The organism is Pseudomonas sp. TH06 (assembly GCF_016651305.1).
Taxonomy (GTDB): domain Bacteria; phylum Pseudomonadota; class Gammaproteobacteria; order Pseudomonadales; family Pseudomonadaceae; genus Aquipseudomonas.
In genome coordinates this window covers 538,695-557,807 of sequence record NZ_JAEKEC010000001.1, presented here as the reverse complement: position 1 = coordinate 557,807, position 19,113 = coordinate 538,695, and the positions used below count along the sequence as shown (strand labels likewise).

Annotated in this window: 10 protein-coding genes, 1 other RNA gene and 2 pseudogenes; 3 read left to right on the top strand and 10 right to left on the bottom strand. The window is 56.9% G+C overall.

The window, feature by feature from the left end; translation table 11 throughout:
• Positions 1–120 precede the first annotated feature (120 nt).
• The 3 genes from JFT86_RS02570 to JFT86_RS02560 are packed head-to-tail and all read left to right on the top strand — an operon-like array spanning position 121 to position 8,163.
• Positions 121–3,210 carry a DEAD/DEAH box helicase family protein gene (locus tag JFT86_RS02570; RefSeq protein ID WP_101273055.1) on the top strand — a complete coding sequence of 1,030 codons (3,090 nt, stop codon included), beginning with the start codon at positions 121–123 and terminating at the stop codon, positions 3,208–3,210.
• A 1-nt stretch (position 3,211) separates the two neighbouring features.
• Positions 3,212–6,085, top strand: coding sequence for a DNA methyltransferase (locus JFT86_RS02565; RefSeq protein ID WP_242489358.1), 2,874 nt, complete (start codon positions 3,212–3,214; stop codon positions 6,083–6,085).
• Positions 6,085–8,163: a UvrD-helicase domain-containing protein gene (locus JFT86_RS02560; RefSeq protein WP_201234081.1), complete on the top strand. Its 2,079-nt coding sequence runs from the start codon at positions 6,085–6,087 to the stop codon at positions 8,161–8,163. The genes JFT86_RS02565 and JFT86_RS02560 overlap by 1 nt, the downstream gene beginning before the upstream one ends.
• 150 nt (positions 8,164–8,313) lie before the next feature.
• Here JFT86_RS02560 and JFT86_RS29190 read toward each other — a convergent pair.
• The 10 genes and pseudogenes from JFT86_RS29190 to JFT86_RS02520 all read right to left on the bottom strand — a co-directional run bounded on the left by JFT86_RS29190 (position 8,314) and on the right by JFT86_RS02520 (position 18,993).
• Positions 8,314–8,603, bottom strand: a pseudogene (locus JFT86_RS29190) (hypothetical protein).
• A gap of 14 nt (positions 8,604–8,617) precedes the next feature.
• Positions 8,618–8,897, bottom strand: a pseudogene (locus tag JFT86_RS29185) (integrase); the annotation flags it as partial.
• A gap of 138 nt (positions 8,898–9,035) precedes the next feature.
• Entirely contained in the window at positions 9,036–10,292 is a 1,257-nt protein-coding gene (locus tag JFT86_RS02555; RefSeq protein WP_101273051.1) for an integrase domain-containing protein, read from the bottom strand.
• Between the two features lie 185 nt (positions 10,293–10,477).
• Positions 10,478–10,870: a transfer-messenger RNA gene (ssrA, locus tag JFT86_RS02550) on the bottom strand.
• 96 nt (positions 10,871–10,966) lie between these two features.
• Positions 10,967–11,245: a hypothetical protein gene (locus JFT86_RS02545; RefSeq protein ID WP_201235532.1), complete on the bottom strand. Its 279-nt coding sequence runs from the start codon at positions 11,243–11,245 to the stop codon at positions 10,967–10,969.
• 127 nt (positions 11,246–11,372) lie between these two features.
• Positions 11,373–14,183, bottom strand: coding sequence for an FAD-binding and (Fe-S)-binding domain-containing protein (locus tag JFT86_RS02540; RefSeq protein ID WP_201235530.1), 2,811 nt, complete (start codon positions 14,181–14,183; stop codon positions 11,373–11,375).
• Positions 14,180–14,851, bottom strand: a complete 672-nt coding sequence (locus JFT86_RS02535) for a lactate utilization protein (RefSeq protein ID WP_201235528.1) — start codon at positions 14,849–14,851, stop codon at positions 14,180–14,182. The genes JFT86_RS02540 and JFT86_RS02535 overlap by 4 nt, the downstream gene beginning before the upstream one ends.
• Positions 14,851–16,305: a LutB/LldF family L-lactate oxidation iron-sulfur protein gene (locus JFT86_RS02530; protein WP_201235526.1), complete on the bottom strand. Its 1,455-nt coding sequence runs from the start codon at positions 16,303–16,305 to the stop codon at positions 14,851–14,853. The genes JFT86_RS02535 and JFT86_RS02530 overlap by 1 nt, the downstream gene beginning before the upstream one ends.
• Complete coding sequence (locus tag JFT86_RS02525) at positions 16,302–17,126, bottom strand: (Fe-S)-binding protein (protein WP_201235524.1); 825 nt, start codon at positions 17,124–17,126, stop codon at positions 16,302–16,304. Before JFT86_RS02525 ends, JFT86_RS02530 begins: the two co-directional genes overlap by 4 nt.
• 172 nt (positions 17,127–17,298) lie before the next feature.
• Positions 17,299–18,993: a lactate permease LctP family transporter gene (locus JFT86_RS02520; RefSeq protein WP_201235522.1), complete on the bottom strand. Its 1,695-nt coding sequence runs from the start codon at positions 18,991–18,993 to the stop codon at positions 17,299–17,301.
• Between the last annotated feature and the right edge of the window lie 120 nt (positions 18,994–19,113).

The window sequence follows — 19,113 nt, the reverse complement described above, 5'->3', positions numbered from 1 at the left end:
ATATCACCCGTTTGCTGGGTGACGATCCTAAACAAGCCATCCGGCCAAGGACGTAGCTGAAGATCGGGCCTCGAGCTTTGAGTCGCTCCGAAACAGCCTAAAATTTTAGGGACTAAAGAAGTGAGTGACCAATTTTTCAAGCAGCCTATTCTCAATTCTCCTTATGGCTATCCGTCGCTGCATTGGGAACTCGACGATAAAGGGCATCCCACGCAAGAAATCGTGGAGTCTCGCCGAACTTCCAGCTTCATAAGTCCTATCCCGAAACCACGCCGGTACCATGGCGAGCAAACCACTCTGGCGCTGGATGAGGTTGAGAACCTTGCTGACGATGGGCAGCGCTACCGTCATTCGGAATTGATTAATGCAGTGCGGCGAGAGGTGGATGCGTGGCGGCGGTTGCCACCATCGCAGTGGCGTGTCACGCCCGAGACAGCGCGTTTGCTGGAGCACTGGCGCAACTTTAAGTTCAGCGGTGTGCGCCCATTCTTCTGCCAGGTCGAAGCGGCCGAGACCGCTATCTGGCTGACTGAAGTAGCCCCGCAGCTCGGCAAGAATGGTGAGCGCTACCTCGATCACCTAAAAAAGGTCAGCCAAGATGCCAATCCCGGCCTAATGCGTCTGGCGCTGAAGCTGGCCACCGGTGCTGGCAAGACTACGGTCATGGCGATGCTTATCGCATGGCAGACAGTCAATGCCGTGCGGCATCCGCAGAGCAAGAAATTCACCCGTGGTTTCCTGCTGGTCGCACCCGGCCTGACTATCAAAGATCGTCTTCGCGTGCTGCTACCTAACGATGCGGACAGCTATTACGCCAATCGCGAGATCGTGCCGCGTGACATGCTGATGGATCTGGACAAGGCCAAGATCGTCATTACCAACTACCACTCTTTCAAACTGCGTGAGCGCATGGAGCTGTCCAAGGGGGGGCGTCGCTTGCTGCAAGGCCGCGTCGGCAGCGAGCTGGACACGCTTGAAACCGAGGGTCAGATGCTCCAACGAGTCATGCCTGAGTTGATGGGACTGAAAAACATCCTAGTTATCAACGATGAGGCGCATCATTGCTACAGAGAAAAGCCGCACGCTACGGAGGACGACGAAGATCTGGATAAAGATAGGAGGGCCGAGGCTGAGGAAAATAATAAAGCCGCACGACTCTGGATTTCTGGCCTGGAAGCAGTGAACAGAAAACTGGGCCTGCAGCGGGTAATGGACCTGTCAGCCACGCCGTTCTTCCTGGCCGGATCCGGGTACGTGGAAGGTACGTTGTTTCCTTGGACGATGAGCGACTTTTCGCTGATGGATGCTATCGAATGTGGCATCGTTAAATTACCGCGTGTGCCAGTGGCCGACAATATCCCTGGTGCGGAAATGCCCATCTACCGCGAACTTTGGAAGCACATTGGGAAAAAGATGCCTAAGAAGGGGCGCGGCAAGAACGCCTTGCTCGACCCATTGGCTATCCCGGTGGAATTGCAAACCGCGCTGGAGGCCTTGTACGGCCACTACCTCAAAACTTACGAAGCCTGGAATCAAGCAGGCATCAAAGTGCCGCCGTGCTTCATAGTGGTGTGCAACAACACCGCCACTTCCAAACTTGTGTTTGATTACATCTCTGGTTTCGAACGCACGAATGAAGATGGGTCCATCACTCCTGTGCCGGGGCGGCTGGAGCTGTTCCGAAATTTCGACGAGCATGGCGAGCCGCTCGCGCGTCCGAACACACTACTTATCGACAGCGAGCAGCTCGAATCTGGTGAGGCTCTGGACGATAACTTTCGGGCTATGGCCGCTGACGAGATCGAACGCTTCAAGCGCGAGATCATCGAACGCACTGGCGACCGCCGCCAGGCGGAGAACCTGAGTGACAGCGAACTGCTACGAGAGGTGATGAACACCGTTGGCAAGCAGGGCCGCTTGGGCGAACAAATCCGCTGCGTGGTGTCGGTGTCCATGCTCACCGAAGGTTGGGACGCCAATACAGTTACCCACATTCTTGGTGTGCGTGCGTTTGGTACGCAGTTACTGTGCGAACAGGTTATCGGTCGTGCCCTACGACGTCAAAACTACGAATTGAACGAAAACACGGGCCTGTTCGACGTGGAATATGCCGACGTATTCGGCATTCCCTTCGACTTCACGGCCAAGCCGGTTTTGGTCACTCCGTCCAAGCCGCGTGAAACCATCATGGTAAATGCTCTGCGACCGGAGCGCGACCATCTGGAAATCCGGTTCCCGCGCGTGCAAGGCTATCGCGTTGAATTACCGGAAGAGCAACTCGAAGCCGAATTCAATGAAGACCATCACCTCACTCTAACGCCGGAGGACGTCGGCGCGACCAAAACTCATAACGCTGGCATCATCGGCGAAACGGTGGAGCTGGATATTAAGCATCTGGAAGACGTGCGCCAGTCCACTCTACTGATGGAGCTGACCAAGCATTTGCTGTTCCAGCATTGGCGTGACCAGGGCCAAGATGCACCGATTGCCCTGTTTGGCCAACTCAAGCGCATTGTGCGCCAGTGGTTGGAAGAGTGCCTAGAATGCAAAGGAGGCACTTGCGCGGCTCAATTGATGTACCGTGAGCTGGCGGACAGAGCCTGCCAATACATCACAAAGGGCATTACGGCGAAAGAACTGAAAAAAGGGCGGCAGGTTAAGGCTATTCTCGATCCGTTCAACCCGACTGGTAGCACCGCGCACGTTCGCTTCAACACCTCGCGCCCCGGCATCGAACGCTGGGAAACCGTTGGGGTGGAAAACCAGCCAAAGAATCAAGTCAACTGGGTGATTTTGGATAGTGGCTGGGAAGCTGAGTTCTGCCGTATTGCTGAATCCCATCCCAAGGTGCTGGCCTATACCAAAAACCACAACCTCGGCCTAGAAGTCCCTTACCGCTTCGGCTCGTCCAATCGCATTTATATCCCGGACTTTATTGTGCAAGTGGATGACGGTCGCGGTAAGAGCGATCCACTGAATTTAATCGTTGAGATAAAGGGCTACCGGCGTGAGGACGCGAAGATAAAGAAATCCACGATGGATACCTATTGGGTCCCTGGCGTGAACCATCTCGGTAATCACGGCCGCTGGGCCTTTGTGGAATTCGGCGACGTGTACGAAATGCAGGAAGATTTTGCCAAGGAGGTCGAGGCGAAGTTTAACCAAATGATTGAAACGGCTGCGCCTGCGGCGGGAAACAAGGAACACTGAGATGGCGACCAAGAGAACGCAGCAGCCCGGCAAGAGCGTTGAACAGCTCACGCACACTGAAGCTAAGCGCAAGAACATCCCGACCGTGGAGCATCAGTCGGTGATGCAACACCACGAGCAGGCACCCATCAAGGTGAGATATACACGCGGTAACAACGGAATGGACGACGAAAAGGTCCAGCGCAACCGCGATCTCGACCCGCAACTAATTTGGCGCGGCAAGGATCAACAGGACTGGTCAGATCTGGTCGTCAATGCGCCGCCGCTTTACATCCAAGAAAAGGTCAAGCCAAAGGTGCTGATCGACGATCTACGTCGCCAGACGGAGGGACGTCGCGAGGCTGCCGAGCCACAAGCTGGCACGCTGGACTTGTTCGGCGACTTCAATGGTTTGCCCGAGGGCGCGGATCGCACGGAGTTCTACCAGCACGAGGGTCATTGGCAGAATCGGATGATCTTGGGAGACAGTCTGCAGGTGATGGCGAGTCTGGCCGAGCGCGAGGGGTTGCGCGGCAAGGTGCAGTGCATCTATTTCGATCCGCCCTACGGGATCAAATTTAATAGCAATTTCCAGTGGTCAACCACGAGCCGCGATGTGAAAGATGGCAACGCTGGACACATCACCCGTGAACCGGAGCAGGTAAAGGCGTTCCGAGATACCTGGCGCGACGGCATACATTCGTATCTGACGTACTTGCGTGACCGAATGATAGTGGCCCGGGATTTACTGACAGAATCCGGCTCTATTTTCTTGCAGATCGGTGATGAGAATGTGCATCGGGTGCGTGTCTTGCTTGACGAAATATTTGGTGAAGACAATTTCATCTCGATGATCCAAGTGCAGAAAACCGGCAGCCAGTCATCAAGTCTTCTAGCGAATACTGTGGACTTTGTACTCTGGTACGCCCGCTCGAAAGAAAAAGTCAAATATCGGCAGCTTTACACACAGCGAACCGCGGGCCATGTTTCTTCAGACCGCTACGATCAAATCGAACTTGAAGACGGCGAAGAGCGTCGGTTGAAGCGTGATGAACTGGAGCGCAAAGTCGAAATTCCTCCGGGAAGGATTTTTCAACAAACAAGTCTGATTTCATCTGGTCAGGCCTCAAGTGAGCAGATTTTTGAGTTTCGGGACAAGCCATATCGTTCAGGCGCGTCGAACCACTGGAAAACTACAATCGCTGGTCTTGGGGTTCTAGCGAAAGCCGGGCGTGTTGTTGCAGGCGCTTCAACCCTACGCTACAAGCGCTATCTCAATGATTTCTCGGTCTTGCCTATTGCGGATCGTTGGGAGTCGCTACAGATCGGCACCGGCTTGATTTACGTCGTGCAAACAGCAACGTCCGTGGTCGAACGATGTTTGTTGATGGCTTCCGATCCCGGTGATCTTGTGCTCGACCCGACCTGCGGCTCCGGCACAACGGCATATGTCGCTGAACAATGGGGACGCCGCTGGATCACCGTCGACACCTCGCGAGTAGCATTGGCATTGGCAAGAGCCCGCATCATGGGCGCGCGGTACCCGTTCTACCTGTTGGCTGATTCTCCGGAGGGCCAGCGGAAGGAAGCCGTAATTATACGAGGCATACCTAGTTCGTCCTCCACCTACGGCAACATTGTGCACGGCTTCGTGTATGAGCGAGTGTCGCGCATTACTTTGAAGTCGATTGCTAACAACGCCGAGATCGAGGTCATATGGGACAAATTCCAGCAAGTGCTGGAACCATTGCGCGTAGCCTTAAACAAGGCGCTCGGCAAACAATGGCGGGAATGGGAAATCCCGCGCGAGATCGGTGCAAAATGGAGCGACGCGGCGAAGAAGCTACACCGCGACTGGTGGCAGCAACGTATTGCCCGGCAAAAGGAAATCGACGCGTCAATCGACGCCAAAGCCGATTCCGAGTTTCTCTATGACAAACCGTACGCGGACAAAAAGCGTGTACGCGTGGCCGGCCCATTCACCGTTGAGTCGCTGTCGCCGCACCGCGTGTTAGGTGTGGACGAGGAAGACAACCTGATTGACCATGTGGCCGAAACGCAAGCCGAATACGGCCAGGACTTCGTCAGTCTGATCCTGTCTAACCTGCGTTCTGCCGGTGTGCAGCAGGCACACAAATCCGACAAGATCGAATTCACCTCATTGAAGCCGTGGCCGGGAGAACTGGTCTGCGCCGAAGGCCACTACCTGGAAAATGGACAAGTGAAGCGTGCAGGCATCTTGGTAGGCCCAGAATTCGGCACCATTAGTCGAGCTGATCTCGTGGATGCTGCACGCGAAGCGGGTGATGCCAACTTTGACGTACTCATCGCGTGTGCCTTCAACTACGACGCACCCGCTAGCGAATTCAGCAAACTGGGCCGCATCAACGTACTCAAAGCGCGCATGAACGCCGACCTTCACATGGCTGAAGACTTAAAGAACACCGGCAAAGGCAATCTGTTTGTGATCTTCGGCGAGCCGGATGTGGACGTGCTGGACACGCAAGGACGCAGCATCCGCTCATACGATGGCAAGCGTGACGTTATCGAGGTGCCTGCTGACGGGCAACTGGTGGTGCGCATCAACGGAGTGGACGTATTTCACCCCAGTACTGGTGAAGTAAGAAGCGACGGTGCGGACGGTATCGCCTGCTGGTTCCTGGACACCGACTACAACGAGGAGTCCTTCTTCGTCCGCCATGCCTACTTCCTCGGCGCGAACGACCCATACAAGGCCCTGAAAACTACTCTCAAGGCTGAAATCGATCCCGACGCTTGGGCGACACTCAACTCCGACACATCGCGCCCTTTCCCGAAACCGAGCAATGGCCGGTTTGCGGTGAAGGTCATCAATCACCTCGGCGATGAGGTGATGAAGGTATTTAAGGTGAACTGATGGAATTCCGCATCGCTGATACGTTTACCACCAGCCTCGCCCGCTTGACCGGCGATGAGCAGAAGGCAACCAAGACCACCGCGTTCGATTTGCAGGTTGATCCGAGTGGCAAAGGCATGAGCTTTCACAAGCTCGAAAGAGCTAAAGACCCGAATTTTTGGTCGGTGCGAGTCAGTCGCGACATACGTGTGATCGTCCATAAGACAACGGGCAGCCTGCTGCTGTGCTACGTCGACCACCACGACAGGGCCTATCAATGGGCCGAGCGACGCAAGCTTGAAGTACATCCGACTACCGGCGCAGCGCAGCTCGTCGAAATCCGTGAGCGTGTTGAAGAAATTCTCGTTCCTAAGTACGTAGAGAACAATACGCCGGCAAAGCCTCATAAGCCGAAGCTATTCGCAAAATATAGCGAGGCTAAATTACTAGCCTATGGAGTCCCGCAGGAATGGCTTGTCGACGTGATGGCTACCGACGAGGATTCGCTGCTGCAACTAGCCGACCATCTGCCCGTAGAAGCGGCCGAAGCGCTACTCGAATTGGCAACAGGTGGCACACCAGCATTGCCGGAAGTGGCGGATAAAGGGGCTGATCCATTCCAACATCCGGATGCACAGCGTCGCTTCCGCGTCATGTCCGATATGGACGAGCTAGCCCGTGCCTTAGAGTACCCGTGGGACAAGTGGACGGTGTTCCTGCACCCGGCACAGCGTCAACTGGTCGATCGAAGTTACAACGGTGCGGCGCGTGTGTCCGGCTCAGCCGGCACCGGCAAGACCGTAGTTGCCTTGCACCGCGCAGTTCATCTCGCCCGTAAGGATGAGGACGCCCGCGTGCTGCTTTCCACGTTCTCGGATACTCTGGCCAACGCGCTGCGAGGCAATTTATACCGGCTGATCTGGAATACTCCCAAGCTCGGCGAACGCATCGACGTGGCTGCGATGGACGCCATCGGAATTCGCTTATATGCGGCGGAGTTCGGTAAGCCTACATTCGCTAGCCGCGATGAAATTTCCTCACTGCTTAAAGCTGCTGCTGCGCAGTTCCCTGGTCTGAAAGCCAATGCTACGTTCTTGCTGTCCGAATGGGATGATGTAGTGGACAGCTTGCAGGCCCATGAATGGGAGGCTTACAGGGACGCCAAGCGGCTTGGCCGAAAGACCCGTTTGCCTGAAGCGCAGCGCGCCTTGTATTGGCAAGCGTTCGCTCAGGTGCAGAAGCAGTTGAAACAAGCCGGCAAGATCACTACCGCAGAAATGTTCGCCAAGCTTGCTGAAGTCATGCCAAACCGTAAGCATCCGGTGTTTGATTGCATCGTGGTAGATGAGGCTCAGGACATCAGCGTGCAGCAACTGCGCTTCCTCGCAGCGATTGCCGGCAACCGCGCCAACGCACTCTTTTTCGCGGGGGACCTAGGCCAACGCATTTTCCAAACCCCGTTCTCGTGGAAATCTGTGGGTGTGGATGTGCGCGGTCGCTCACGTACGCTCAATATCAATTACCGCACCTCACATCAAATTCGCTCGCAGGCTGACCGCCTGCTCGACCCCGAGGTATCCGACGTAGACGGCAATGTCGAAAGCCGTAAGGGTACGATTTCCGTGTTCAATGGGCCGGAGCCAACCATTCGCGGCTATATCGATGCAGATACAGAAAGCCAGGCCGTTGGCGTATGGTTGAGGCAATGCAACGGCTTTGGAGTACTGCCGCAGGAAATTGGCATCTTTGTCCGATCTGAAGACGAACTCTCACGCGCAAAGGCGGCGGTAAAGGCTGCTGGCCTAAAAGGACGTGTGCTTGGCAAGGATATGGCAACGGAAGAAGGATTTGTAAGCATCACCACCATGCATTTGGCCAAAGGTATGGAATTTCGGGTGGTCGCGGTGATGGCTTGCGATGATGAAATCATTCCTTCACAAATGCGCATCGACACTGCTGCCGACGAGGTCGAGCTGACCGAAATCTATAACACCGAACGCCAGTTGCTGTATGTGGCTTGCACCCGTGCCCGCGATCAACTGTATGTTTCGGCTGTCCAGCCGGAGTCGGAGTTTCTGCAGGATTTGATGCAAAAATAGATATTCGGGTATTGGGTTTTACCGGTTCTGCTAGGAGCGCCGCGTTAATTCGCCGCTGATCTCGCTAGACACACCGGAGAGCCTTCCCTAGCGCGCACTCAGGTCCATAATCACTGCCTTATTTTGGCGGTGAGCTTTGGGTGAACAGTGCTATTCACCTAAGTGCACCTTTTTGCGTTTTGGGCCCTCCCCCATTCGATTCCAGATCAGCACGATGGTGAGTCGATAGTAAACTTGGCAACATTGGAGTGGTCTTTCAGATACTGAGTCAGAAACCGACGCACATGCTTGAGTTGCCACGTCTAAAGATTTTCTCGCTGCCATCGTTGTTGGATGGCCGCTTGCATAATTCGAGCTTGAAGTAGGTGAAGTTGCTGGGTGGCGGTCGGATCAGTCAGGAAGCTGCTCAGGAACAGCGCCATATTGAAGAGCTTGGTCATCCTCGATGTCCAATTTACGCGGACACCACATCGATTCGGTGGTGTCTGAGCTCAAGGCTGATCTGTTGTCGCGCCTGCTGGTCAGGATCGCGGTCAATGCGATAGCAGTGGCCACCATTGACCGGTGCTTCGTGGCCAGTGAGCTACTGATGACGCTCGCACGCGTAGGCCGCCTGCAGCTAATGAGGGCCTTCAGGCCCTCTAGATGAAGAGTTGTCGATCGGAACGCACGGTCTGTGGCAAGAACGCCGCATAGCTTTCATCACTGTTTGGCAAAATGCGGCTGCCAGGGGGCGAAGGGAGATTCGATTAACAATTCGTTTGTCTTTTAAATGCGAGCCCCTGCGCATGGGAATGCAGAGCCCTCCCATGCGCAGGGGCTTAGTCGGAGGAGCACAGGCATGCCGCGCGCCATGGCACTCCGGTGAGCCCTCAGCGTATAGGCACGACATTATTGTCTCTAATTTGATTGATCGCAGATGCCGACAGACTGCCCGTTGCCGCCTTCTGAATATGCTCACTCCACCAAGCCATCATCGGGCGTCGGCGTTCGATGTAATCTGCCCGGTTATAGGCACTTCGAACTTCATCCTTGTCGACATGGGCAAGGGCAACTTCGATCAGCTCGGGGTCCCAGCCGTGCTCGTTCAGGATGGTGCTGGCCATTGAGCGCATGCCGTGGCTGACCAAGCGGTCCTGGAAGCCCATGCGTTTTAACGCCATGTTGGCAGTCTGGCTGTTGGCGTGGGTGCGTGGGTTTCTGTCTGCCGGGAACACGTATTCCCTGTGCCCGCTATGGGACTTGAGGGCCTCCAGCAGCGCGAGTGCATGGTCGGACAGCGGGATGGTGTGCGGGCGACGCTTTTTCATGCGCTCTGGCGGAATGGTCCAAATGCGCTTGTCGAAGTCGATATCTGCCCATCGTGTGGTAGCTGCTTCGGCAGGGCGGGTCATCGTGTGCAGTTGCCATTCGATCAGGCAGCGGGTCGTGCGCTTGATGCTGGCGTTCGCGATTTCCATCATGAGCTCGGGAAGCTCCTCAGGTGGTAGCGCAGCCATGTTCTCTTTCTTGGGTTTCTTGAACACCGCCCGAATTCCATTGAGGGGGTTCGCGAATATCAGCCCGGAGTTGACCCCGTAGGTCATGATTTCGTTGAGTCGTTGGCTCAATCGTTTCACGGTTTCGAGGCTCCCTTTAGCCTCAATTGGACGAAGGATCTTTATAACCATCGGAGCAGTGATTTGAGAGAGCGGCGTTGTTTTCATACTTGGGAAAACATGAAGCGTCAGCGATCTCCAAATGTCTTCGGCGTAGGCTTTGGTTACGGAGTCTTTCTTCAGCTCGAACCAGGCCGTGGCCACCTTCTCGAAAGTGTGTTCAGTCTCAGCAAGTTTGGCTTGCCTTACCTCATCACGCTGGGTTTTGGGATCAGTGCCCAAAGCGAGCAGCTCACGCGCCTCTGCGGCTTTCTTCCGGGCGTTGGCTAGCGAAAGATCGGGGTAGGGACCGAGCGCCATATTGATACGGCGTCTGGTCAGGGGCTCGCGGTAATTGAAATTCCAGATCATTGAGCCGCTCGCGCGGACTCGAAGCTGTAAGCCATCGCCGTCGCTGAGGACGAAATCTTTACCAGTTGCCTTAACCGCCTTGAGCTGGCGATCGGAGAGGCGGGTTGCGTTAGTAGGCATGGGGCTACCTCCAGCACCGTTTTGGTATCCTGAAAATAGCATTTGGCAGTTCGGGATACCACCTGGGATACCAAAGCGGCTGGAACTCAGAAACTCTCCAAAGCTCCCATAAGCGCTGAAACCCCCGTATTTGCTGGATTTCAGGCACAAAAAAAGACGTCCGTGGACGTCTTTAGTTGATCAAATGGTGGAGCCGGGGGGATTTGAACCCCCGTCCGCCAGTACTCCGCTGTCGGTACTACATGCGTAGCCGTGTCTATTAAGTTAACCCTCAGCGACCCGACGGGCAGGGTGCTTTGGGCGAGTTGTGTAAGTTTTAGCCGCTTCGTCCACAACGTACTGCACGGCGATTCTGTTCTATATGACAATCATTTTGGGTTTACAGACATCCCCTGATGATTGCTGGACCCGAAGGTACCAGAAGGGAAGGCTAAGGCTGCTTACGCAGCGAGAGCGTATTCCCCGTAGGTTTCGTCATTGGCAACTATAAGAAGTTGCAACAGTGGATTTACGAGTTCTGTTACCAACTCGGCATGCACCTAAAGTTTCGCAACCGGCGTCGAATCCTAAACGGCCCCGAACTCATTGCTCAGTACATCTGTTTGAGCAACAAGCCTGCGCAGTGTACGCCAATCGGCCGACAAGGCCAACCCGAAGGTTGGCCAAGGCGCTGATCAATTGTTGGTGCCGGTAGATTTGCGAAGGTCCAGAATGGTTCGCTGGGTTTCTGCAACACAGTCCTCGGTCTTGCCCTGGTCCTTGAGCTCTTGAGCCTTGCTTACGCTGGCCTCCGCCATCTGACTCAATTCAGGCTTCGATGCCAACTGCCCTTTCATATTGTTGATGGTCTGCAAATTGAGATCGCATTGAGTGGCAGGCTCGCCTGCGGCAAACGAGCTGGAGGCCATCAGCGAAGCAGTAACGAACAGACCTAACAGTACAGAACGTTTCATGTGTATCTCCTTGAACCGAGTGGTCCAGACTTCGTTAGCCGAAAACCGGCAACCGAGTGAGGGAAAAGCCCCTTTATGTGGGGCTTGTTCTGTGGACTACGGTCGCACGCAAGGGTTCTATTTTTCTTCAGCCGGCCTTTGCCTGGGTCACCCGATCCACCAGATACACCAGACCGTGGTAGTCGATTCCACCATGCTGCGTCAGACCGATCTCACACGTCCGGCTAGTGGAAATGCCCTCGCTGCAATGCTGCACCGCCTCCTTGAGTGTGCGCAGTGAATGGCTGTTCAGCTCTGGCGTGGTAAAGCCCTTGTCACCGGCAAACCCGCAGCAGTGAATGCCTTCGGGGATGACCACGTTCTTGCTGCATTTGCGCGCCAGATCGATCAGCGCCTGACTTTCGCCCAGATGCTGGGTGCTGCAGGTCACATGCACGGCTATCGGCGCGTCCTGTGGGGTGAAATCCAGTCGATCAAGCAGATGCGTACGGATGAAGCGCACCGGGTCGTACAGGTCCAGGCGAACATCGCCGACATCCTGCACCAGCCGCAGCGTGCACGGACTGGTATCGCAATAGATCGGATCAAGCCCGCCGCGACTGGCGTGCAGCAATGCGCCGATCAACTCCTGGCGCTTGTGTTCGGCCTGTTCGGCATAGCCTTTGGAGGCGAAAGGCTGACCGCAGCAAAGGTTGTCCTGATTGTCGGGAAAGACTACTTGGTAACCGGCCTTTTCCAGCAGGCCACGGGTTTTGTCGTACAGCGACATCTGTTCTTTATCACCCGCCGCCGGCCCCATCACCCGCGACACGCACGCCGCCAGATAAACCACGCGCGGGCGTTCGTCCGACACGCTCGGGCTGAATCGGATAGCCTTTTCCGGTTGCGGCATCGCATTCGTCCACAACGGCACCTGGCCCTTGGACAATCGCGTCAGCGTCGCCGAGAACCTGGCCAGGCGCGGCGCGCCCAGCAGCATCCGCGCACCATTGGCGACATGCAGGGTGAAGCGTGCCCCTTGCAGCGTCCTGGCGAAATTTCCTTCGATCCAGTCGGCGGTTTTCTGATGCGTTGCGTGACGGCCACGGAGCTTTTTCACCAGGTCGCCGGTATTGATGCCTACAGGGCAACGTTGCGCGCACAAACCGGTCGCGGCGCAGGTGTCGATGCCTTGGTACTCGTAGGCTGTTTCCAGTTCGGAGGTGTCGATGCCGGCGCGCTTCTTCGCCTGAATATCCCGCCAGATGACGATGCGCTGGCGCGGGCTCAGGGTCAGGCCTTTTGATGGGCAGACCGGTTCGCAGAAGCCGCACTCGATGCACTTGTCGACAATCTCGTCGGCTGCCGGCAGTGGTTTCAGGTGCTTGAGGTGGATCTGCGGATCTTCGCTGAGCACCACGTCCGGATTGAGGATGCCATTCGGGTCGAGCAGACGTTTGAGCTGCCACATCAATTGATAGGCGTCGCTGCCCCATTCCAGCTCCACGAAGGGCGCCATGTTACGTCCGGTCCCGTGTTCAGCCTTGAGTGAACCGCCGAATTCCACTGCCACCAATTGCGCGACATCGTCCATGAACGCCTGATAGCGTGCGACTTCTTCCGCGCTGTTGAAGCCTTGGGTGAAGACGAAGTGCAGATTGCCTTCCAGGGCGTGTCCGAAAAGGATCGCTTCGTCGTAGGAGTGTTTGTCGAACAACTCGATCAAGCGATTTACGCCGATGGCCAGTTGCTCGACCGGGAAGGTCACGTCTTCGATGATCACCGTGGTGCCGGTTTTGCGTACGGCACCGACTGCCGGGAAGGTGTCTTTGCGGATCGCCCAAAGCTTGGCGTTCTCGGCAGGGTCTTCAGTGAAGTCGACGCGTTTCTCCACGGGAAAGCGGTTGAGCGAGACCATGATCTGCACCAGTTGCTCCTGGAGCAGCGAGGCGGAGGCCGCGCGGGATTCGATCAGTAATGCACAAGCATTATTCGACAGTTGTTGTACGAAAGCGGGCATGCCCGGTTTGTTCTGTACCGAGCGCAAGCTGCGGCGATCCAGTAGTTCCACCGCCGACACCGGTTGGCTTTTCAGCACGGTGACCGCGTTGCAGCAGGTTTCCACATCCGGGAACACAATCAGCGCCGAAGCTTTGTTCGGGTGATCAATCACGGTGTCGTACGTCACCGCACTGATAAAGCCAAGCGTGCCTTCGGAGCCAACCAGCAAGTGGCTCAAGATATCCACAGGCTCATCGAAATCCACCAAGGCATTGAGCGACAGGCCGGTGGTATTTTTCAGACGATATTTGTAGCGGATTCGCGCAGCCAATTCAGCATTGGCGCGGGTCTCGCGGCCCAAAGTCGCCAAACGCTCCAGCAGTTCACCGTGACTGCTGCGAAATGCCGCGACACTGGCGGCGTCTTCGGTATCGAGCCGCGTGCCATCGGCCAGCACCAGACGAATGCCCGCCAGCGTGTGATAGGTATTCTGCGCAGTGCCGCAGCACATGCCGCTGGCGTTGTTGGCGACGATGCCGCCGATCTTGCAGGCGTTGATCGAGGCCGGGTCCGGGCCGATCTTGCGCCCGAACGGTGCCAGCCACGCGTTGGCTTGCGCGCCGATAACCCCCGGTTGCAGGCGGATTTGCATGCCCTGGCCACGAATTTCGCGGGCGTTCCAGTTATCCCCAAGCACAATCAGGACGGAGTCGCTGATGGCCTGCCCAGACAGGCTGGTGCCCGCCGCACGGAAGGTCACCGCGACCTGATCGCGCTGGGCCAGTTGCAGCAACGCCACAACTTCATCTTCGGACTCGACGCGGATCACCAGTTTCGGGATCAGTCGATAAAAACTCGCGTCGGTGCCGAAGGCCAGGGTTGATAGCGGATCGTCGAAGCGGCGGTCGGCCGGAATCAGTTGTTGCGCATCGCGCAGGAAAGTCGCCGGTAACGTCATTGGTCCTCCAGAATCAGAACCACCAGGTCTTTCGGACCGTGGGCGCCGTAGGCCAGCACTTGTTCGATGTCAGCGGTTTTCGACGGGCCGGATACCAGCAGCGCGTTGGTCGGCATGCCTTGCGCCCAGTTGAATTCCTCTTGCACCTGATAGAAGTTGTCGCGGATTTCGCTGGCCTTGAGCAACGCGAAATGTACGGGCGGCACCAGACTCATCAGCCGGGGTTCTTCGCGGGTCGGCCAGAGAATCAGGCTGCCCGTAGCAGCGATGGCGCCGAGGGTGCCGGTGAGGCTGGCCGGGGTGTCGTTGAACAGTTCGGCTTTCCACTCTTCCATCGGCCGGTCGTAGGACTTCAGCGTCGGCAGATCAGGATTGTTCGACCAGTGTTGAGTGATTTTTTCACCGTGCGCTGTAGTCGGTGCGATCAACAGGCTAGGCAACTGACGATCACGCAATAACTGCGCGAGCAGCGCTGGCCATTCTGCATCGGCGGTCAGATGGATTTCGGTATGCACCGCTTCCATCAGTTTGCGCAGTTGCGGGATGCGTTGTTCGGCGCTGTAGGTGTAAGGCTGCGTCACTAGATCGACATCGAAGTTGTCGGCAATCGGTGTGGCGCCCGTCAGACTTTTCCGCAGCTTGGCGAGGATATTGTGCTTGGCGCTCATCAGCGATCTCCCTGTTTGGCCAGATGCTCGCGGGCCATGTCATGCAGCGAGCGGGCAGCGGGTTTCGGCGCGCTGTGGTTTTGCGTCCACGGGCCTAGATTGCTTGGTGTCAGGGCGCGCAAGCGCGTGGCGAAGAAGCCGAACAATCGATACAAGGTCGGCGAGCTGTTGAGCCTGGCCCAGGCGTTCCAGATAAAGCGTTCCTTGCGCGAATACTTGCTGCCCTGACCGCGCATCACTTGATGCGGACTGTCCGGGGCTTTGACGTTCTCTTCGCGCAGACGACGCAAGATCGCCGGGATAGGAATTTTTACCGGGCACACTTCTCCGCACGCACCGCACAGCGAAGACGCGCTCGGGTGATCCGGAACCTTGGCCAGGCCGACCATGTGCGGGGTGATAATTTTGCCGATCGGCCCCGGGTAAACCTCGCCGTAGGTGTGACCGCCGACGCGGGTGTAGACCGGGCAATGATTCATGCAGGCGCCGCAGCGGATGCAGTTGAGGGTCTGGCGCAATTCGCTGTCGGCGAAAGCCTGGCTGCGACCGTTGTCGAGCAGCACCAGATGCACTTCCTGCGGGCCGTCGAGTTCATGCTCCTTGCGCGGACCGGAGATCATGTTGACGTACGTGGTGATCGGAATGCCCAGTGCCGACCGGGTCAGCAACGAGAGCAGTGGCACCACATCGCGCAGGTTCTCGACGACTTTTTCGATGCCGGTGACGGCGATGTGTACCGGCGGCACGGTGGTGGTCATGCGCCCGTTGCCTTCGTTTTCCACCAGCAGCAGGGTGCCGGTTTCGGCGACGGCGAAGTTGACACCGGAGACGCCGATGTCCGCTTCGAAGAATTTCTGCCGCAAGACTCTGCGACCGATTTGAATGAGTTGGTCAACGTCCTTGGTGTATTCCACGCCAAGTTTGTCGTGGAACAAGGACGCGACCTGACCGGCATTCTTGTGGATCGCCGGCATAATGATGTGTGAAGGCTTCTCGTGGTCGAGCTGGACGATGTATTCCCCCATATCGGACTCCAGACATTCAATGTCTTGAGCCTCGAGGAAATGGTTCATCTCCATCTCTTCGCTGACCATCGATTTGCCCTTGATCACTTGCCGCGCCTCGTGAGCGCGGATGATCGACAAGACGATGCCATTGGCCTCGTCCACCGTTTCCGCCCAGTGCACTGTCACACCGTTGCGGGTCAGGTTTGTTTCCAGTTGCTCGAGCAGGTCGGGCAACTTGGAGAGCGCACGCGCCCTGATCGAGTTGCCCAGGGCGCGCAAGTGTTCTCTTTCGTGGGCATCGCTGAAAGCCGCTGCCCGCTTGGTCATCAATGAATCCATGGCAGTGCGGAAGTTATTCCGTAGCTGCGGATCACCCAGAGCGTTGTGCGCCCGGGTGCGGAAATCTTCTTCTACGGCAACCGTAGGAATAATCGTCGAGGTGCTCATTTCGCACCTCCGGTTCGCTGCCAGAGGAAGCTGGCGAGATGTTGCCCGCGTAGCGCTTCTTTTTGTTTCTCCAATGCGCCGTTGATGTTCATCAAACAGCCACAGTCGGCGCTCAGTACCTTGTGTGCACCGGATTCCTTCAGCGCGCGGGTCTTGTCAGCCACCATCGCGCCGGAAATGTCTGGCATACGGACGCTGAATGTCCCACCGAAGCCACAGCATTCGCTTTCATGGTCATGGTTGACCCGTTCCACGTTGCTCAGCTGCGCCAACAGTTCACGGCCGTGCAGGTGGGTATTCATTTCGCGGCGCGCCGAACATGAGGTGTGCAGCGCGACTTTTACCGGCTCGCCGCTGTCCTTGAGCTGCACCTTGCAGACGAACAGCAGGAACTCGGCCAATTCATAGGTACGGGCCGCGAGGGCTTGAACCTGTTTCAGTGTGTCCGGCTCGTCCTTGAACAAGTCGGCGTAATGTTCGCGCAACATGCCCGCGCAAGAACCCGACGGCACCACCACCGGATAATCCCCGGCAAACAGCGCCAGTTGCGAGCGCGCCACGGTCCGTGCCTGCTCGGTGTAACCCGAGGTGTAGGCCGGTTGTCCGCAGCAGCTTTGCCCTTGCGGGTACTCGACCCGAATCCCTTCGCGCTCCAGCAAGTGGATCGCGTCCATCCCGGCTTCGGGGTAGAACAGGTCGACCACACATGTGCCGAACAGGTAGACCCGCGACGGTTTCTCGCTGGGGTATTGCCGTGGTTCTGGCAGCGGCGGTGCAACGCGGGTCGCGTTCGGCACAGCGTTGTAAAAAAGCTCGCTCATCAGGCGTGTCTCCGGGTGGTCCCGGTTATCCGTCCGCTGAGGCTGCTGAATATAGAGAGAGTTGCTTTCAGCAGCCTTACAGACCGGGTTGTGAATTGCTGACACCGGAATCACGAACCGGCGTCGGTTATTTCCATGCTTCTTTTGGACGTCTTGTAGGCTTCTTGTAGGTTTAGTGCACCAGCATGCCGGTGAACCAGTAGGCCTGAGCCAGGGTGATCAGACCGACAATCGTTGCAAAGAATAGGCTGTGCTTGAGGGTGAAGCGGAACAGATCCGATTCCTTGCCCACCAGGCCGGTCGCGGCGCAGGCCACGGCGATCGATTGCGGCGAGATCATCTTGCCGGTCACGCCGCCGCTGGTGTTCGCCGCGACCAGCAGGGTGTCGTTGACGCCGATCTGGTGCGCGGTGGTCGCTTGCAGCGAACTGAACAGGGCGTTGGACGAGGTATCGGAACCGGTGAGGAACACGCCCAGCCAGCCGAGGAACGGCGAGAAGAACGGGAACGCGGCGCCAGTACCCGCAAGCACCAATGCCATGGTCGAAGACATGCCGGAGTAGTTGGTGACGAAAGCGAACGCCAGCACCATACCGATCGACAGGATTGGCCAGCGCAGTTCGTAGAAAGTTTCTTTTAAAGTGGTAAGACCAATTTTGAAATTGATCTTCAATACCACCATCGAGATCAGCGCCGAGAAGAAAATCGCGGTGCCGGTCGCAGAAATCGGGTCGAGTTTGAATACTGCAGGGATGGCGGTCGGCGCTGCCACGATCGGCGCCGTCTTGATGACCAGTTGATCAAGGTGCGGAATCGCGAAGTTGAACACCCAGCTGTACATCGAACCGCCGGCGGCGAACATTGCCTTGAATGGCTTCAAGGTCCAGATGGTCACCAACACGGTGAGAATCAGGAAGGGCGACCAGGCAATGAAAATTTCCCAGAGGCTGTAAGGCGAGGCCACAGTGGTGCGTTTCTGACCGAAACCACCGACGCTGCCAGTAATTGCTGCGCTCGATGTCGCGCCGGCGATTTGCGCGCCTGCGGTGCGTTTCGGCTGCCAGACTTTGAGGAACAGAGTCAGCGAAATCAGGCTGGCCAGCGCCGAGGTGATGTCCGGCAGTTCCGGGCCGATGAAGTTCGAGGTGAAGTATTGGGTGATGGCGAAGCTCAAACCTGCGACCAGTGCGGCCGGCCAGGTTTCGCGCACGCCGCGCAGGCCATCCATCATGAACACCAGCCAGAATGGTACGAACAGCGACAGCAGCGGTAGTTGGCGACCGGTCATTGCGCCGATCTTGAATGCGTCGATGCCAGTCACCTGGCCGGCAACGATGATCGGAATGCCCAGCGCGCCGAACGCGACTGGCGCGGTGTTGGCGATCAGGCACAGGCCAGCGGCGTATAGCGGGTTGAAGCCCAGTCCGACGAGGAGGGCGGCGGTAATCGCGACCGGTGCGCCGAAGCCGGCGGCACCTTCCAGAAACGCCCCGAAGCAGAAACCGATCAGCAGCACTTGCAGGCGTTGGTCATCGGTGATCGACAGTACCGAACTGCGAATGACCTCGAACTGACCACTCTTGACCGTCAGTTTGTAGAGGAACACGGCCGCGACAATGATCCACGCAATCGGCCACAGACCGTAGGCGAAGCCATACCCGGCGGCGGCGAAAGCCATGTCGACCGGCATCTGGAACGCGAAGATCGCCACGGCAATCGACAAGGCAAGCGTGATGCTGCCGGCCACGTGACCTTTGAGGCGGAACACCGCCAAAGCGAGGAAGAAGAAAACGATGGGGATGACGGCCGCGAGTGCGGAGACGCCGAGACTGCCGAGCGGGCTGTAGAGCTGTTGCCAGGTTTGCATATGGGGTGGCCCCTAATTGTTGTTGGTCAGGCACTGTCAGCGTTCTTGGATAATTGGTAAGACCAATTTACAATCGCTGTTGGCTAGGGTAAAAGCCTTGATGGCGGTGTGTCAATTTGT

What these genes read in the sequence shown, in the direction of transcription:
- JFT86_RS02530 (WP_201235526.1), bottom strand. Translation starts at nt 16,305, where the DNA reads ATGAGCACCTCGACGATTATTCCTACGGTTGCCGTAGAAGAAGATTTC.
- JFT86_RS02535 (WP_201235528.1), bottom strand. Translation starts at nt 14,851, where the DNA reads ATGAGCGCCAAGCACAATATCCTCGCCAAGCTGCGGAAAAGTCTGACG.
- JFT86_RS02555 (WP_101273051.1), bottom strand. Translation starts at nt 10,292, where the DNA reads ATGCCTACTAACGCAACCCGCCTCTCCGATCGCCAGCTCAAGGCGGTT.
- JFT86_RS02565 (WP_242489358.1), top strand. Translation starts at nt 3,212, where the DNA reads ATGGCGACCAAGAGAACGCAGCAGCCCGGCAAGAGCGTTGAACAGCTC.
- JFT86_RS02540 (WP_201235530.1), bottom strand. Translation starts at nt 14,183, where the DNA reads ATGACGTTACCGGCGACTTTCCTGCGCGATGCGCAACAACTGATTCCG.
- JFT86_RS02545 (WP_201235532.1), bottom strand. Translation starts at nt 11,245, where the DNA reads ATGAAACGTTCTGTACTGTTAGGTCTGTTCGTTACTGCTTCGCTGATG.
- JFT86_RS02560 (WP_201234081.1), top strand. Translation starts at nt 6,085, where the DNA reads ATGGAATTCCGCATCGCTGATACGTTTACCACCAGCCTCGCCCGCTTG.
- JFT86_RS02520 (WP_201235522.1), bottom strand. Translation starts at nt 18,993, where the DNA reads ATGCAAACCTGGCAACAGCTCTACAGCCCGCTCGGCAGTCTCGGCGTC.
- JFT86_RS02525 (WP_201235524.1), bottom strand. Translation starts at nt 17,126, where the DNA reads ATGAGCGAGCTTTTTTACAACGCTGTGCCGAACGCGACCCGCGTTGCA.